Below are 16,445 nucleotides of genomic sequence, written 5' to 3' on the forward strand. Positions count from 1 at the left end.
GGCATCGTAGTCGGTCGGGTGCGGGTCGTACGGGGTTGCTCGCGGTTCCCTGCGCCCTCAAGCCGGCAGACCGGGCGGAGTCTTCGCGGGCTGCTCCTCCAGTGCCTCCAGGGCGAGCGCGATCGCCGCGTCCAGCTGGGCGTCCGTGCCGGATGCCCAGTCCTGGGGCCGCTGTACGACCTCCACGTCCGGGTCGACGCCGTGGTTCTCCACGTCCCATCCGACGCCCTCCAGCCATATCGCGTACTTCGGCTGGGTGACCAGCGTGCCGTCGACCAGGTGGTAGCGGCTGTCGATGCCGACGACACCGCCCCAGGTGCGGGTGCCGACGACCGGGCCGATGCCGAGGGCCTTGATCGCCGCGTTGACGATGTCACCGTCGGAACCGGAGAACTCGTTGGCGACGGCGACGACCGGGCCGCGGGGCGCGTCCAGGGGGTAGCTGGTGGGGCGCATGCCGCGCGGGAGGTCCCAGCCGATGATCCGGCGGGCCAGTTTCTCCACCACGAGCTGTGAGGTGTGGCCGCCGCGGTTCTCCCGGAGGTCGACCACCAGGCCCTCCCGGGCGACCTCCACGCGCAGGTCGCGGTGGATCTGGGCCCATCCCGGAGCCTGCATGTCGGGGACGTGCAGGTAGCCGAGCCGGCCGGCCGAGGCCTCGTGGACGTGGGCGCGGCGGTCGGCGACCCAGGCGTGGTAGCGCAGGGCCTCCTCGTCGGCGACGGGGACGACGACGGTGTGCCGGGGTTCGCCGCCGCCCGCCGGGGAGACGGTCAGTTCGACGGCGTGGCCGGCCGTGCCGACGAGCAGGGGACCCGGGCCCGCCACCGGGTCGACGGGGTGACCGGCGACGGCGATGATCGCGTCGCCGGGGCGTACGGCGACCCCGGGCGCGGCGAGCGGGGAGCGGGCGTCCGGGTCGGAGGTCTCGGACGGGAGGATCCGGTCGATGCGCCAACTGCCGTCGGCGTGCCGGGAGATGTCGGCGCCGAGCAGACCGTGCCGGGCGCCGCGGGGGCCGCCGCGCGGGGTGACGTAGGCGTGCGAGGTGCCGAGTTCGCCGTGCAGCTCCCAGAGCAGGTCGACCAGGTCGCTGTGGGTGGCGAGCCGGCCGAGCAGCGGGCGGTAGCGGGCGAGGACTCCGTCCCAGTCGACGCCGCCGAGGTCGGGCCGCCAGAAGTGGTCGCGCATGAGCCGGCCGGTCTCGTCGTACATCTGCCGCCACTCGGCGGCCGGGTCGACGGTCTGCCGGATCCGGGCGAGGTCGACGGTGACGCTGGAGTCGCCGTCGTCGTCGGTGCCGGTGCGGCGGTCGCTGGGGACGACGCGCAGCCGGCCGTCGCTCCACAGCAGCACGCGCCTGCCGTCGCCGCTGACCTCGAAGTGGTCGGCGTCGGAGGCGAGGTGTTCCAGGCGGCGCTGGGCGAGGTCGTAGCGCTCGAGCTCGGTGTGCGGGTCGGGGTCCTCGGGGTGGGCGCGGGAGGCGCCCAGGACGCCCTGCACCGGGTGGCGCAGCCACAGGACGCCGTCCTTGGCGGCGCGCAGGGTGGAGTAGCGGCCGGCCTCCACCGGGAAGGGCACGATCCGGTCGGCGAGCCCTTCGAGGTCGATGCGGGTCGCGGGGGTGCCCTCGCCGTCGGTGGTCTCGTCCCGGTCGGGGGTCTCGAAGGGGCGGCCGTGGCGCTGCGGGCCGAACGGCGAGGGGGTGGTGGCGGCCAGGGTGATCAGGTGGGGGCGGGCGCCGACCACGAACGCGAGGTCGAAGACGTGCTCGTCGTAGACCGGGTCGAAGGCGCGGTTGGAGAGGAACGCGAGGTGTTTGCCGTCGAGGGTGAAGGCGGGCGCGTAGTCCTGGAAGCGCAGCGGGGTCGCCTCGGTGACCGAGAGGTCGGTGGTGTGGGCGATGCGCAGCTGCGAGAGCGGGCGGGGGCCGGGGTGGGCCCAGGCGAGCCAGGCGGAGTCGGGGGAGAAGGCGAGGCCGGAGACCTCGCCGTCGTCGCTGTGGTCGACCTCGCGGACCTCGCCGGTCTCCCGTTCGACGAGCAGCAGCCGGCCGTCGTGCGCGGCGACGGCGGCCCGGCTGCCGTCGGGTGCCATGGCCAGCTCCAGGACCCGGCCGAGCTGTCCGGCGGCGAGCCGGCGGGGCGGGGAGCCGGGCACGGTGCCGGTCGCGGGGGCGAACTCCAGGGCGTCGTCGCCCTCGGCGTCCGTCACCCAGACCACCCACTCCTCGCCGTCGGCGCGGAAGGTGCGCGGCATCCGGGCGCGGACGCCGGGGGTGGCGGCCAGGGCGCGGGCCGGGCCGAGGCGGTGGGTGACCCAGTGGATCCCGCCGCGCACGCAGACGGCGCTGCCGCGTGCGCTGTGGTCGGGCGACGCCTCGCCGAACCAGCCGGCGGCGTTCACCGGGCGGGGGCGCAGGTCGGCCCGCGGGCCGCCGAGCCGGACGTCCAGCCGGCGCGGTTCGGCGTCCTCCAGGTCGTCCAGCAGCCAGAGTTCACCGGCGCAGGACCAGACGACCCGGGTGCCGTCGCCGGCCGCGTGCCGGGCGTAGAAGCCCCCGAGGGGGGTGTGCCGGCGCAGGTCGGAGCCGTCGGCGAGGGAGGAGTACAGCGCTCCGGTGCCCTCGTGGTCGGAGAGGAACGCGATGCGGTCCCCGGCCCACACCGGGCACTCGATGTTCCCGGCGATGTCCTCGTGGAGCCGGGTGAACTCCCCGGCGCCTTCCTCGCCTTCGGCGGCCCGGTCGATCCACAGCTTGCCGGCCGTGCCGCCCCGGTAGCGCTTCCAGTAGGCGGCCTCGCGGCCCATCGGCACGGACAGCAGCACGGTGGCCGGTCCGAGGGCCACGCCGCCGACCGGGCCGTACGGCAGGGCCTCGGCCGGTCCGCCGTCCAGCGGGACGGCGTGCGCCCAGGTCTGCCGGGAGCTTGGCCGGCCCTGCGCGCCCAGCGCGAGCACCCGCCCGTCCGGGGTCCAGCCGCGTACCTGCGTGCGGTGGTTGCCCCAGTACGTCAGCCGCCGGGCGGGGCCGCCGTCGACCGGGGCGACGTGCACCTCGGGGGCGCCGTCCCGGGTGGAGGTCCAGGCGAGGTGCCGGCCGTCCGGCGACATACGGGGCTGGGTCACCGGCACGTTGTCGGCGCTGACCCGCCAGGCGCGGCCGCCGTCGAGCGGCGCGAGCCACACGTCGTCCTCGGCGACGAAGGTCACCAGGTCGCCGTGGAGATGGGGGAAGCGGAGGTAGCCGGACGTGTCCGCGGTTCCGGTCGAAGCACCCTGAGTCACGCCGTCACTCTACGCAGCGACCGCTGTGCGCCGCTCCCGGTTTGCCGATCACTTGCCCGGCACCGGCCAGACGGTCCGGGTGACGGTGACGGTCACGGTCGGTTGCGGCCGGCCTCCCGTGGGCGGGCGGTACGTGGGCCCTTGCGTCGCCTCGCAGTCGCCGAGGCCGCTCACGTGGAACACCCGTCTGCCGTCGACCTCGGCCGTCAGGTCACCGCGGACGCAGGCGCCGTCGACGGCCCTGGTCACGTGTCCGGTGACGGTGATCTTTCGCCGGTCCTGGGTCTCGCCCCGGCAGTCGACGGAGACGACGGTGGTCGCGGTCGGCGAGGGCGACCGGCCCGTGCCGCCGCCGTCGCCGTCACCGTCGTCGTAACTGCCGGTGCAGGTCAGCCAGCCGACGTCGACGTGCCGTGCCTCCAGCGCGGCGGTCGCGGTCCGGTCGGTGGTGTACGCGACGGTCGCCGAGCCGAGACCTTCCGGCCGGCACGCCACCGCGGCCCCGCCGGCCACCACGACGAGCGCCAGCACGGCCGTCGCCCGCGGCACCGTCCGCCTTCGTCTCGTTGCCCCCATACCCGGCAGCGTGCCACCGGGAGCAACGGCGCGGAAGGCCGCATACGGCCACTCACCCGTTCGTGGCCGCTTCCGTCCGGTGCCGTCAGCCGCGCAGCAGCAGCCACTCCTGGAGTTCGACCAGGTTGCCCTCGGGGTCCTTGAGGTGGGCCACCCGCATGCGGTCGGTCATGGGGGCCGGGCCGTGCAGCAGGGCCGCGCCCCGGCCGGTGATCTGCGCGCAGTAGGCGTCGAGGTCGTCGACGCGCAGGACGACCAGGGACCGGTGGCCGGTGGCCGTGTCGCCGAGCTCGTCCAGGACCTCGGCCATCGCCGCCCGGTCCTGCAGCGCGATCCCGGCGGAGCCGGTCTGCGGGCTGAACTTCTCGTACGGCCCCCCGGTCGCCCCGGACTGCGGCTTGAGGCCGAGCACGTCGGCGTAGAAGCGGTAGCAGGCGGCGAAGTCGGTTACCAGCAGCCGGACTTGGGCGAGTTCCACGGTGTCCCCAGGTGTGTCAGGACCAGCGGCCGGTACGGCCCAGCAGCAGGGCCGCGGCGGCGGTGCCGGCGGTGGATGTGCGCAGTACGGTGGGCCCGAGGACGTACGGCTTGGCGCCCGCCTGCGCGAACAGCGCCAACTCGTCCCGGGACACGCCTCCTTCGGGGCCGACGACGAGTACGATCTCGCCCTCGGCGGGCAGTTCCGCGGTGGCCAGCGGCTCACTGGGGTGCTCGAAGTCGGAGTGGAGCACGGCGGCGAAGTCGGCCCCGGCGAGGAGGGCGGCCACCTGTCGGGTGGTCGCCGCGTCCGCGACCTCGGGGAAGCGGACCCGGCGGGACTGCTTGCCGGCCTCGCGGGCGGTGGACCGCCACTTGCCGAGGGCCTTCAGCCCGCGGTCGCCCTTCCACTGGGTGATGCAGCGGGCGGCCTGCCAGGGCACGATCGCGTCGACGCCGACCTCGGTCATGGTCTCGACGGCGAGTTCGCCGCGGTCGCCCTTGGGCAGGGCCTGGACGACGGTGATGCGGGGGCTGGGCGCCGGCTCCTCGGAGATCTCCCCCAGGTGGACGACCAGCCGGTCCTTGCCCTCGGAGCCGATCACCTCGCACACCGCGTGGCGCCCGGCGCCGTCGGTGAGGACGACCTCCTCGCCGGCCTGGAGCCGCTTCACGGACACGGCGTGCCGGCCTTCGGGGCCGTCCAGGACGTACCGGTCGCCGTCCGGGTCGAAGTGCTCGACGACGAAGACGGGGGCGGTCATCGCGGGTCACCTCCGGCCGACAACGCTGTCCGGGCCTCGGCGAGTTCGGCCACCAGCACCTCCACCAGCCGTCCGGCCGGCAGCTCGCGGGCCAGGCGGTGTCCCTGCCCCGCCCACAGCGCCATGCCCTGTGCGTCACCGGCCTTGGCGGCGGCCTTGCGCACCGGCGAGGTGAGGTGGTGGACCTCCGGGTAGGCGGCGGGGGCGTACGGGCCGTGCTCGCGCAGGAAGCGGTTGACCAGTCCGCGGGCCGGGCGGCCGGAGAAGGCGCGGGTCAGTTCGGTGCGCGTGAACAGCGGGTTGGTCAGCGCCTGTTTGTGCGGGGCGGGGGCGCCGGACTCGTGCGTGGCGAGGAAGGCGGTGCCCAGCTGGGCCGCGCTCGCGCCCGCCGCGAGGGCGGCGGCGATCTGGCCGCCGCGCATGATGCCGCCGGCGGCGACGACCGGGATGCGCACGGCCTCCCGGATCTGCGTGAGCAGCGACAGCAGGCCGATGCCGGAGCCGTCGTTCTCCGGGAGGTCCCGGTGCGTGCCCTGGTGGCCGCCGGCCTCCACGCCCTGGGCGATCACCCCGTCCGCGCCGGCCCGCTCGGCCGCGCGGGCCTCCTCCGCGGTGGTGGCGGTGACCAGGGTGTAGGTGCCGGCCCGGTGCAGCTTGTCGAACACGTCCCGGCTCGGTACGCCGAAGTGGAAGGAGACCACCGGCACCGGGTCGTCGAGCAGGACGGCGAGCTTGGCGTCGTAGCCGTCGTCGCGGCCGCTGTCCGGGTCGCCCAGCTCGGTCTCGTACCAGGCGGCCTCGCCGGCCAGCTGATGGGCGTAGACCTCGACGGCGCCGGACTCGGCGTGCTCGGGCTGGGGCATGAACACGTTGACGCCGAAGGGGCGGCTCGTGAGCCCGCGCAGCTGCTTGATCTCCTGGTACATGCCGTCGGCGGTCTTGTATCCGGCGGCGAGGAACCCGAGGCCGCCGGCCTCGGAGACGGCGGCGGCGAGCTGCGGGACGGAGACACCGCCCGCCATGGGGGCCTGCACGATCGGGTGGGGGAAGAGATCGGTCAGCGCGGAGGACATGACGGCATGTTGTCACGTCCTCCGAACAAGACCGAATCCAGGCTTCCCCGGGCATAGGCCACCGGCATACGGGGCACCGGAGCACCCCGGAGCGGGCGCCCGGCACCCGCCCGAGGGTGTCCCTCAGCGTCCGTTGAAGGCGTCCTTCAGGCGGGAGAACAACCCCTGCTGCCCGGGCCGACCGTGCCTGCCCGGGGGACGACCCCCGGACCCCCAGCCACTCCCCGGCCTGCCCGGGTCAGCGGCCGTTGAAAGCGTCCTTCAGACGGGAGAACAACCCCTGCTGCCCGGGCCGACCGTGCCTGCCCGGGGGACGACCCCCGGACCCCCAGCCACTCCCCGGCCTGCCCAGGTCAGCGGCCGTTGAAAGCGTCCTTCAGACGGGAGAACAACCCCTGCTGCCCGGGCCGATCGTGCCTGCCCGGGGGACGACCCCCGGACCCCCAGCCACTCCCCGGCCTGCCCGGGTCAGCGGCCGTTGAAAGCGTCCTTCAGGCGGGAGAACAACCCCTGCTGCCCGGGCTGGAACTGGCCCTGGGGGCGCTCCTCGCCGCGGAGCTTGGCCAGCTCGCGCAGCAGGCGTTCCTGCTCGGGGTCGAGCTTGGTCGGGGTGGTGACCTCCACGTGCACGATCAGGTCGCCCCGGCCGCCGCCGCGCAGGTGCGTGACGCCCCGGCCGTGCAGCGGGATCGACTGGCCGGACTGGGTGCCGGGCCGGATGTCGACCTCCTCCATGCCGTCCAGCGTCTCCAGCGGCACCTTGGTGCCGAGGGCCGCCGCCGTCATCGGGATGGTGACCGTGCAGTGCAGGTCGTCGCCGCGCCGCTGGAAGGTGGGGTGCGGCAGCTCGTGGATCTCCACGTACAGGTCGCCGGCCGGACCACCGCCGGGGCCGACCTCGCCCTCGCCGGCGAGCTGGATCCGGGTGCCGTTGTCTACACCGGCCGGGATCTTCACGGTGAGCGTGCGGCGCGAGCGGACGCGGCCGTCGCCGGCGCACTCCGGGCACGGGGTCGGCACCACCGTGCCGAAGCCCTGGCACTGGGGGCAGGGCCGCGAGGTCATGACCTGGCCCAGGAAGGACCGGGTGACCTGCGAGACCTCACCGCGGCCGCGGCACATGTCGCACGTCTGGGCGGACGTGCCCGGGGCCGCGCCCTCACCGCTGCACGTGCCGCACACGACGGCGGTGTCCACCTGGATGTCCTTGGTGGTCCCGAAGGCCGCCTCGTCCAGCTCGACCTCGATGCGGATCATCGCGTCCTGGCCGCGCCGGGTGCGCGAGCGCGGCCCGCGCTGCGACGCCGTGCCGAAGAACGCGTCCATGATGTCCGAGAAGTTGCCGAAGCCACCGGCGCCGAAGCCGCCGGCGCCGGCCCCGCCCGACTGGGAGAGCGGGTCGCCGCCGAGGTCGTAGACCTGCTTCTTCTGCGGGTCCGACAGCACCTCGTAAGCGGCGTTGATCTCCTTGAACCGCTCCTGGGTCTTCGGATCGGGGTTGACGTCCGGGTGCAGCTCGCGCGCGAGCCGGCGGAACGCCTTCTTGATCTCATCCTGCGACGCGTCGCGGCGCACGCCGAGAACGGCGTAGTAGTCCGTGGCCACTTACGACTCCGCCAGGATCTGTCCGACGTACCGTGCCACTGCGCGTACCGCTCCCATCGTTCCCGGGTAGTCCATGCGGGTCGGTCCGACCACGCCGAGCTTGGCAACCGCCTCGCCGCCCGAACCGTAGCCCACCGACACCACGGAGGTTGAGTTGAGTCCTTCATGGGCGTTCTCGTGGCCGATGCGCACGGTCACGCCGGGGTCCTTCGCCTCGCCGAGGAGCTTGAGGAGCACGACCTGCTCCTCCAGGGCCTCCAGGACGGGCCGGATCGTGAGGGGGAAGTCGTGCCCGAAGCGGGTGAGATTGGCGGTACCGCCGATCATCAGCCGCTCCTCGTTCTCCTCCACGAGTGTCTCCAGGAGGGTGGAGAGCACCGTGGAGACCGTACCGCGGTCCTCGTGCTCGAACGCCTCCGGGAGGTCCTCGACCAGTTTCGGCACGTCCGTGAACCGGCGGCCCGCGACCCGGCTGTTCAGCCGTGCCCGCAGGTCCGCCAGCGAGGCCTCGCCGAACGGCGCCGGGCAGTCGACCATCCGCTGCTCGACCCGGCCGGTGTCCGTGATCAGCACGAGCATCACGCGCGCCGGGGCGAGCGAGAGCAGCTCCACGTGCCGGACCGTGGACCGGGTCAGGGACGGGTACTGCACGACGGCGACCTGCCGCGTCAGCTGCGCGAGCAGCCGGACGGTCCGGGCCACCACGTCGTCGAGGTCGACGGCGCCCTCCAGGAAGTTCTGGATGGCCCGCCGCTCGGGCGCGGTCATCGGCTTCACGCCCGCGAGCTTGTCCACGAAGAGCCGGTAGCCCTTGTCCGTGGGGATGCGCCCCGCGCTGGTGTGCGGCTGGGCGATGTACCCCTCGTCCTCCAGGGCCGCCATGTCGTTGCGGACGGTCGCCGGGGAGACACCGAGGTTGTGCCGCTCGGTGAGCGCCTTGGAACCGACCGGCTCCTCGGTGCCCACGTAGTCCTGGACGATGGCGCGCAGTACCTGAAGCCTGCGTTCACTCAGCATTCGCGCGCACCTCCAGCACGTCGTCCCCTCGTCCCTTCGGGTCGTCCGCCTGGCACTCTTCCCATGCGAGTGCCAGCGTTCCCCGGCCCAGTGTACGGCTGTCGGGTACACACTGGGCAAGGTCGGGCCGCCGTACCGGGTCGTACCGCTAGCGTCGCCGGTATGACCGTGACTTGGGAAGAGCTCGGGTGGGAACGGCTGGCGGCCGGGGTGGGGCGGTGCCGGCTGCCCGGCTGGGACTGCACCGCCGGCCTGGTGATCGGCGCGGGCACGGCGCTCGTGGTGGACGCCGGATCGAGCCTCACCGAGGGGGCGCGGCTACGGGCGCAGGCGCAGGAACTGGCCGACGGCCGTGTGACCCATCTCGCCCTGACCCATCCGCACTTCGACCACGTCTTCGGCGCCGCCGCGTTCGCCGGCGTACAGGCGTACGCGGCGGTGGGCCTGGACGCGGTGCTGGCGTACGAGCGCGAGGAGCTGCGCCTGGACGCGGTGCGCAACGGTCTGCCCGCCGCGGACGCGGAGCGCGCGGTGGAGGCGCTGGTCCCGCCCGGGCACCTGGTCTCGGGCGAGTGGACCCTCGATCTCGGCGACGGCCGGCAGGCGCTGCTGGCGAACGTGGGCCCCGGCCACACCGCGCACGACCTGGTGGTGCTGGTGCCGGGCGACCCGGAGGTCGTCTTCTGCGGTGACCTGGTGGAGGAGTCCGGCGAGCCGCAGGCGGGGCCCGACGCGGTCCCGTCCCGCTGGCCGGACGCGCTGGACCGGCTGCTGGCGCTCGGCGGCGAGGAGGCGGTGTACGTGCCGGGTCACGGCGCGGTGGTGGACGCGTCCTTCGTCCGCCGCCAGCGGGACGCGCTGGCCGCGCGCTTCGGCGTGCTCTGAGCGGACCGGCGTTCCTTCGGCGGCCCGGTCCTCTCTCGGCGGCCCGGCGTTCCCTCGGCGGCCCGGTCCTCCCTCGGCGGCCCGGTCTTCCCTCGGCGGCCCGGTCCTCTCTCGGCGGCCCGCACCGGCGTTCCCTGACCGGCTTCCCGGGGCGGCCGGCCGGTGCCCGGCGTGATCCGGGCGGCTCCCGGGGGCGTTCCACGGCGTGTCGTGAGCCTCGGCGGGCGTCTTCTCCTATCGTCGTTCGAATGCGCCAGTACTCCCGCGACCTCACCCCGCCGTGGAAGAAGCAGCAGCCCGTGCCGGAGGTGCCGGCCGAGCCGGGACTGGTCGTGGAGGAGCCCGGCACCGGGTTCTGCGGGGCGGTGATCCGCTGCGAGGCCGGCACGGTGACCCTGGAGGACCGCTTCGGCAAGCACCGGGTGTTCCCGCTGGAGCCGCGCGGCTTCCTGCTGGAGGGGCGGGTGGTGACGCTGGTCCGGCCGTCGTCAGCTCCGGCGCGGCCGGCCCGTACGGCATCCGGTTCGGTCGCCGTCCCCCAGGCACGCGCGCGCGTGGCCCGCGCCGGCCGCATCTACGTCGAGGGCCGGCACGACGCCGAGCTGGTCGAGAAGGTCTGGGGGGACGACCTGCGCGTCGAGGGGGTGGTCGTGGAGTACTTGGAGGGCGTGGACGACCTGCCGGCGATCGTGGAGTCCTTCGCTCCGGGCCCGGACGCCCGCCTGGGCGTGCTGGTGGACCACTTGGTGCCAGGCACGAAGGAGTGGCGGATCGCGCAGTCGGTGACCAGCGAGCACGCGCTGGTGGTCGGCCACCCCTACATCGACATCTGGCAGGCCGTGAAGCCGGCCGCGCTGGGCATCGCGGGATGGCCGGCGGTGCCCAGGGGGCAGGACTGGAAGACGGGGGTGTGCCGGGCGCTGGGGTGGCCGTCGGAGAACACCGGGGCGGTGTGGCAGGCGATCCTGCGGCGGGTGGGCTCCTACAAGGACCTGGAGCCGGAGCTGCTGGGACGGGTGGAGGAGCTGATCGACTTCGTCACGGGGAGCGGGGGGCCCGACGGCCCGACGTCCGGGTGAGTGCCGGACACGGTGGTCCGGGCCGCCGATCTCCCGGACCATGCCGGTCCGGCTCCCCGAAGCCCCGGTCCGGGTTCCCGGAACCCCGGTGCGGGTTCCCGAAGCCCCGGTGCGGGTTCCCGGAACACCGGTCCGGGTTCCCGCACCGGCGTTCCCGGAGGCTCCCCGCACCGGCGTTCCCGGAGGCTCCCCGCACCGGCGTTTACCGGCGGTTCCCCGCACCCGGAGTGATCAGTCCACCAGGTCCCGCACCACCGCGTCCGCCAGCAGCCGGCCCCGCAAGGTGAGCACGGCCCGCCCCTGCGCGTAGGGCCCCTCCTGGAGCAGCCCGTCGGCCAGCGCCCGCCGGGACGCCGCCAGCCCCTCCTCCTTCAGCAGCGACAGCGGCACCCCCTCGCGCAGCCGCAGCTCCAGCAGGATCCGCTCCACCCGCCGGTCCTCCTCGGACAGCAGCTCGCGGCCCGCGCCCGGGGAACGGCCGGCGGCGAGGGCGGCCGCGTACGCGCCCGGGTGCTTCACGTTCCACCAGCGCACCCCGCCCACGTGCGAGTGCGCCCCGGGCCCGGCGCCCCACCAGTCGGCGCCCCGCCAGTACAGCTCGTTGTGCAGGCAGCGGCCCGCCTCGGAGGTGGCCCAGTTGGAGACCTCGTACCAGTCGAAGCCCGCCCGGCCGAGCATCTCCTCGGCGATCAGGTAGCGGTCGGCGTGGACGTCGTCGTCGGTCGCCGGGATCTCGCCCCGGCGGATCCGGCGGGCGAGCTGGGTGCCCTCCTCCACGATGAGCGCGTAGGCGCTGATGTGGTCGGGGCCGGCGCCCAGGGCGGCCTCCAGGGACGCCCGCCAGTCGTCGTCGCTCTCCCCCGGCGTGCCGTAGATCAGGTCGAGGTTGACGTGGTCGAAGCCCGCCGCCCGGGCCTCCGCCACGCAGCGCTCCGGGCGGCCCGGGGTGTGGGTGCGGTCGAGGACGCGCAGCACGTGCCGCCTCGCGCTCTGCATGCCGAAGGAGATCCGGTTGAAGCCGCCCTCGCGGAGGGTGGCGAGATAGGCGGGGCCGACGGACTCCGGGTTCGCCTCGGTGGTGATCTCGGCGTCCGGGGCGAGCCCGAACTCGTCGCGGATCACGCCCAGCATGCGGACGAGGTCGTCGGCGGCGAGCAGGGTCGGCGTGCCGCCGCCGACGAAGACCGTACGGACCGCGCGCGGGTCGTCGCCGAGCACCTTCCGCGCCAGCCGGACCTCGTCCGCCAGCGTGTCCGCGTAGTTGTCCCGGGAGGCGAGCACTCCGCCGGTGCCGCGCAGCTCGGTGGCGGTGTAGGTGTTGAAGTCGCAGTAGCCGCAGCGGGTGGCGCAGTACGGGACGTGCAGGTAGAAACCGAGCGGGCGGGCGGCGGCCCCGGCGAGCGCGTGCGCGGGCAGCGCGCCGTCGGCGGGGACGGGCTCGCCGTCGGGGAGTGCGGAAGGCATGCCTTCCATTGTCCAGCACCCGGGGGTGTCACTCCGCCTGGAGCACCAGCAGGGCCAGGTCGTCCTCGGGGAGCCCGCCGCCGAAGTCGTGGACGAGGCGGCGGATCCTCTCCGCGATCAGCTCGGCGCCGAGCCCGGCGCAGCCCGCCAGCGCGCGGGCGAGCCCGTCGCCGTCGTCGAACTGGCGGGAGCCGGAGCGGCGCTCGGTCACCCCGTCGGTGACGCACAGCAGGCTGTCGCCGGGCCGCAGCTCCAGGGTCTCGCTGGTGTACGTCTCGTCCTCCACGACGCCGAGCAGGGTCTGCGGGCGGGCGGCGGTGCGCACGGTGCCGTCGGGGCCGAGGACGAGCGGGAGCGGGTGGCCGGCGGAGGCGAGGGTGCAGCGGACCCCGCCGTCGTGCGGTGTCAGCTCGCCGTAGAGGAGGGAGAGGAAGCGGGTCTGCGGGCCGTCCCCGCCGGCCAGGGGCCGGCCGCCGGCGGCGACCAGGGCGCGGGCGGCGGCGTCGGCGGCCTCGGTGGCGTCGTCCAGCAGCAGCTGGTTGAGCCGGTCCAGGACGTCGGCGACCCGGTAGCCCTCGCGGGCGAGGAGGCGCAGCCAGGGGCGGGCGAGGCCGATGACCACGGCCGCCTCCGGGCCCTTGCCCTGGACGTCGCCGACGGCGAAGCACCAGCGTCCGTCGCCCGCCGGGAACAGGTCGTAGAAATCGCCGCTCGGGCCGCCCTTGTCGCAGGGTTCGTAGACGAGCGCGCTGCGCACGCCGGGGATCTCGGCGACCGCGCCGGGCAGCAGGCCGCGCTGGAGGACGGCGCTGATGGTGGCCTGGCGGGCGTACTGCCGGGCCGCGCCGATGGCCAGGGCGACCCGCCGGCCGAGGTCCTCCACCAGCCCGGTGACCTCCTCGGGGAAGCCGGCCGGCCCGTTCCGGCCGATGACCAGGGTGCCGAGCGGGCGGCCGCCCGCGATCAGCCGGTACGACAGCGCCGTGCCGTCGGCCCCCTGCGGACCGAGGGCGTGGCCGGGCCAGGGGTAGGGCTCGGGGCCGGAGCGCAGCCCGTCCGGCGGCCCCGGCGGCTCCTTCTCCAGGGCGCACCGCAGTTCCTCGATGCGGGCTTCGCTGGCGTGCCAGACCCGGGCGGGCCCGCCGCCCGCGCGGCCGCGCACGCTCGCCTCGTCCTCCAGCCAGATCGCGCACCAGTCGGCGAGCCGGGGCACGATCAGCTGGCCGGTGAGCGCGGCGACCAGGTTCTCGTCCAGCTGCCCGGCGAGCAGATCGGACGCCTCGGCGAGGAAGGACAGCGCGCCCCGGCCGAGCCAGTCCCGGTCGCCGTCGGCGCGGTGCGGCTGCGGGGCGAGGTCCTCGGCGACCTCCAGGGCGGGGTCCGGGGCCGGTCCGTCCAGTGCCTCGCTGCCGCCCGGGGGGAGCCGCGCCCACACGGTCTTGGCGCCGGTGCGGTAGGTGACGCCCCAGGACTCGGCGAGCGTGGCGACGAGGCGGAGGCCGCGGCCGTACTCCGGTGTGTCGTACCCGCCCTCGCCGCCGCCGGCGTCCCGCGGGGCGCGGGAGGGGTGCTGGTCCCGGACCTCGACGACGAACGCGCCGGTCTCCTCCAGCCGCCACTCGACGTGCACGTCGGTGCCGGCGTGCACCACGGCGTTGGTGACCAGCTCGCTCACCACGGCCATGACGTCGTCGGCCAGCCGCGCGGACATCCCGGGCGCGTTCTCCAGCGCGGCACGCACCAGCGCGCGGGCCGAGCCGGGGGCGAGAGGGCTCCCGGGCAGGGTCGCCCGCCCGCTCGTCCCACCGGGCTCGGTGCCGCTCTCCCGCTGCGTCGGTATGGCCGCCATGTCCATGCCGCCAGGGTGACAGACCGGGGGCGGCCGTGAGCGCTGAGTCACCGAAGCGGACGGTAATGGCCGAGAACTGTGCTACGGGTGCACCAGAAGCGGGAATCTTTCGAGCGCCGGCGAACGGGAAAGGGCGCCCTCGTGCGGGCGCCGGGGGTGCGGGTCACGGGAGTGCCGGGCGCGGGGGCAGGAGCCACGGGAGCGGGAGCAGGAGCCACGGGAGTCGACACACTCCCCGGGCGGACCTGCTGCGGGCGCCCGCTCCGGGCCGTTCCGCTGCGGGGTCGTGCTCCGGGCGGACCCGCTGCGGGGACGTGCCACCGGGGCGGGAGGCGCGGTCCGAGAACGTACGCCCCCGCGGAGGCGCCGCCCGAGAACGCACCCCCCGCGCCCACACGCCCGGAGCGGTGCGCCCCCCGAGCCGTTCGGCCTGGGGCGCAGCACTCCCGGCGGACGCGTCAGCGCTCCTTGCTCCCGGCGTACATCTCGTCGATGAGGTCCTTGTACACGCGCTCGACCACCGGCCGCTTCAGCTTCAGGCTCGGCGTGATCTCGCCGTGCTCCACGTCCAGGTCCCGCGGCAGCAGCCGGAACTTCTTGATGGTCTGCCAGCGCTGGAGCCCGGCGTTGAGCTGCTGCACGTACCCGTCGACCATCTCGACCGTCTGCGGGGCGGCGACGATCTCGGCGTACGAGCGGCCCTCCAGGCCGTTCTCCTTGGCCCACTCCTGGAGCGCGATCTCGTCCAGGGCGATGAGGGCGGTGCAGTAGTTCCGGTCGGCGCCGTGCACCAGGATGTTGGAGACGTACGGGCAGACGGCCTTGAACTGGCCCTCGACCTCGGCAGGAGCGACGTACTTGCCGCCCGAGGTCTTGATGAGGTCCTTCTTGCGGTCGGTGATGCGCAGGTAGCCGTCGGGCGACAGCTCGCCGATGTCGCCGGTGTGGAACCAGCCGTCGGACTCCAGCACCTCGGCGGTCTTCTCGGGCAGCTTGTGGTAGCCCTCCATGATGCCGGGGCCGCGCAGCAGGATCTCGCCGTCGTCGGCGATCCGCACCTCGCAGCCGGCCAGCGGCTTGCCGACCGTGCCGGTGCGGTAGGCCTCGCCGGGGTTGACGAAGGAGGCCGCGGAGGTCTCGGTGAGGCCGTAGCCCTCCAGGATGTGGATGCCGGCGCCGGCGAAGAAGTAGCCGATCTCGGGCGCGAGCGCGGAGGCGCCGGAGACACAGGCGCGCAGCCGGCCGCCGAACGCCTCGCGGAGCTTGCCGTAGACGAGGGTGTCGGCCACCTTGTGCTTGGCGGCGAGCCCGAACGGCACGGAGGCGGTGCCGGTGCGCCGGAAGTTGTCCTGGCTGGTCCGGGCGTACTCGCGGGCGACCCCGGCGGCCCACTGGAAGATCTTGTACTTGGCCGCTCCGCCCTCCCGGGCCTTGGCCGCGACGCCGTTGTAGACCTTCTCGAAGATCCGCGGCACGGCCGCCATGTACGTCGGCTGCACCACCGGGAGATTCTCGATGATCTTGTCGACCCGGCCGTCGACGGCGGTGAGGTGACCCACCTCGATCTGCCCGGAGATGAGCACCTTGGCGAAGACGTGCGCGAGCGGCAGCCACAGGTACTGCACGTCCGCGCCGCTGATCAGCCCGGTCGCGGCGATGGCCTTCGCCATGTACGACCAATTGTCGTGCGGCAGGCGCACGCCCTTGGGACGGCCGGTGGTGCCGGAGGTGTAGATGAGGGTGGCGAGCTGCTCCTTGGTGATCGCGCCGACCCGCTCCTTGATCAGCTGCGGGTGCTCCTCCAGGTAGGCGGCGCCGCGCTCCTCCAGCTCCGCCAGGGTGGTCACCCATTCGTCCGGCTCGACGCCGGTGGGGTCGATGACGACGACCTTGGTCAGGTCGGGCAGCTCGGCGCGCTTCTCCACGGCCTTGGCGAGCTGGGCCGCGTCCTCGGCGATCAGCACCCGGCTCTCGGAGTCGGCCAGGATGAACGCGGACTCGTCGGCGTTCGTCTGCGGGTAGATGGTCGTGGTGGCGCCGCCCGCGCACATGATGCCGAGGTCGGCGAGGAGCCACTCGACGCGGGTGGAGCAGGCGAGGGAGACCCGCTGCTCGGGCTGGAGGCCCAGTGCGATGAGTCCGGCCGCGATCGCGTACACCCGCTCGGCCGTCTGCGCCCAGCTGAGCGACTTCCAGTCGTCGGGGCCCTGACCGGTGGCGGACGGGACGGGGTAGCGGTATGCCTCGGCGTCCGGAGTGGCCGCCACGCGCTCCAGGAAGAGGGCCGCCACGGACGGCGGACGGTTCTCGATCAGGGTCTGTGTGTCGCTCACGACATCCTCCGGGGCCCGCGACATCGCGGCTGACT

12 protein-coding genes are annotated in these 16,445 nt (G+C 74.4%); 2 read left to right on the forward strand and 10 right to left on the reverse strand.

The window, feature by feature from the left end:
- Positions 1-57: 57 nt before the first annotated feature.
- The 7 genes from ABZ576_RS03000 to hrcA form a co-directional block, all read right to left on the reverse strand.
- Positions 58-3,216 (reverse strand): PDZ domain-containing protein, encoded by a 3,159-nt coding sequence (locus tag ABZ576_RS03000; protein WP_360735511.1) that lies wholly within the window; start codon positions 3,214-3,216, stop codon positions 58-60.
- A gap of 120 nt (positions 3,217-3,336) precedes the next feature.
- Positions 3,337-3,864 (reverse strand): hypothetical protein, encoded by a 528-nt coding sequence (locus tag ABZ576_RS03005; RefSeq protein WP_360735113.1) that lies wholly within the window; start codon positions 3,862-3,864, stop codon positions 3,337-3,339.
- An 85-nt stretch (positions 3,865-3,949) separates the two neighbouring features.
- Positions 3,950-4,342 (reverse strand): VOC family protein, encoded by a 393-nt coding sequence (locus tag ABZ576_RS03010; RefSeq protein WP_360735115.1) that lies wholly within the window; start codon positions 4,340-4,342, stop codon positions 3,950-3,952.
- Positions 4,343-4,358: 16 nt separating this feature from the next.
- A complete protein-coding gene (locus ABZ576_RS03015; protein ID WP_360735117.1) occupies positions 4,359-5,105 on the reverse strand; it encodes a 16S rRNA (uracil(1498)-N(3))-methyltransferase in 747 nt (248 codons plus the stop codon).
- The gene (locus tag ABZ576_RS03020) at positions 5,102-6,178 is read right to left on the reverse strand and encodes a nitronate monooxygenase (protein WP_360735119.1); all 1,077 of its coding nucleotides are present in this window, start codon (positions 6,176-6,178) and stop codon (positions 5,102-5,104) included. Before ABZ576_RS03020 ends, ABZ576_RS03015 begins: the two co-directional genes overlap by 4 nt.
- 468 nt (positions 6,179-6,646) lie before the next feature.
- Positions 6,647-7,783: a molecular chaperone DnaJ gene (gene dnaJ / locus ABZ576_RS03025; RefSeq protein ID WP_360735121.1), complete on the reverse strand. Its 1,137-nt coding sequence runs from the start codon at positions 7,781-7,783 to the stop codon at positions 6,647-6,649.
- A complete protein-coding gene (gene hrcA / locus ABZ576_RS03030) occupies positions 7,784-8,800 on the reverse strand; it encodes a heat-inducible transcriptional repressor HrcA (protein WP_360735123.1) in 1,017 nt (338 codons plus the stop codon).
- Positions 8,801-8,962: 162 nt separating this feature from the next.
- Between hrcA and ABZ576_RS03035 the strand changes: the two genes are divergently transcribed.
- Complete coding sequence (locus ABZ576_RS03035) at positions 8,963-9,685, forward strand: MBL fold metallo-hydrolase (RefSeq protein WP_360735125.1); 723 nt, start codon at positions 8,963-8,965, stop codon at positions 9,683-9,685.
- A 248-nt stretch (positions 9,686-9,933) separates the two neighbouring features.
- Positions 9,934-10,764 carry a DUF3097 domain-containing protein gene (locus ABZ576_RS03040; RefSeq protein WP_360735127.1) on the forward strand — a complete coding sequence of 277 codons (831 nt, stop codon included), beginning with the start codon at positions 9,934-9,936 and terminating at the stop codon, positions 10,762-10,764.
- Positions 10,765-10,995: 231 nt separating this feature from the next.
- Here ABZ576_RS03040 and hemW read toward each other — a convergent pair whose 3' ends face one another.
- The 3 genes from hemW to ABZ576_RS03055 all read right to left on the reverse strand — a co-directional run bounded on the left by hemW (position 10,996) and on the right by ABZ576_RS03055 (position 16,410).
- Entirely contained in the window at positions 10,996-12,228 is a 1,233-nt protein-coding gene (hemW, locus tag ABZ576_RS03045) for a radical SAM family heme chaperone HemW (protein WP_360735129.1), read from the reverse strand.
- Positions 12,229-12,256: 28 nt separating this feature from the next.
- On the reverse strand, positions 12,257-14,077 hold the full coding sequence (locus tag ABZ576_RS03050) for a SpoIIE family protein phosphatase (RefSeq protein ID WP_360735513.1): 1,821 nt from the start codon (positions 14,075-14,077) through the stop codon (positions 12,257-12,259).
- A 458-nt stretch (positions 14,078-14,535) separates the two neighbouring features.
- Entirely contained in the window at positions 14,536-16,410 is a 1,875-nt protein-coding gene (locus ABZ576_RS03055; protein ID WP_360735131.1) for an AMP-dependent synthetase/ligase, read from the reverse strand.
- Positions 16,411-16,445: the final 35 nt, after the last annotated feature.

Source organism: Streptomyces sp. NPDC013455 (assembly GCF_040632975.1).
In the GTDB taxonomy this organism is placed as follows: Bacteria; Actinomycetota; Actinomycetes; order Streptomycetales; family Streptomycetaceae; genus Streptomyces.

Bases quoted from the DNA above. Each gene is read 5' to 3' on its own strand.
- ABZ576_RS03005 (WP_360735113.1), bottom strand. From the start codon at position 3,864: ATGGGGGCAACGAGACGAAGGCGGACGGTGCCGCGGGCGACGGCCGTG.
- ABZ576_RS03015 (WP_360735117.1), bottom strand. From the start codon at position 5,105: ATGACCGCCCCCGTCTTCGTCGTCGAGCACTTCGACCCGGACGGCGAC.
- ABZ576_RS03020 (WP_360735119.1), bottom strand. From the start codon at position 6,178: ATGTCCTCCGCGCTGACCGATCTCTTCCCCCACCCGATCGTGCAGGCC.
- hrcA (WP_360735123.1), bottom strand. From the start codon at position 8,800: ATGCTGAGTGAACGCAGGCTTCAGGTACTGCGCGCCATCGTCCAGGAC.
- ABZ576_RS03035 (WP_360735125.1), top strand. From the start codon at position 8,963: ATGACCGTGACTTGGGAAGAGCTCGGGTGGGAACGGCTGGCGGCCGGG.
- ABZ576_RS03040 (WP_360735127.1), top strand. From the start codon at position 9,934: ATGCGCCAGTACTCCCGCGACCTCACCCCGCCGTGGAAGAAGCAGCAG.
- hemW (WP_360735129.1), bottom strand. From the start codon at position 12,228: ATGCCTTCCGCACTCCCCGACGGCGAGCCCGTCCCCGCCGACGGCGCG.
- ABZ576_RS03050 (WP_360735513.1), bottom strand. From the start codon at position 14,077: ATGGCGGCCATACCGACGCAGCGGGAGAGCGGCACCGAGCCCGGTGGG.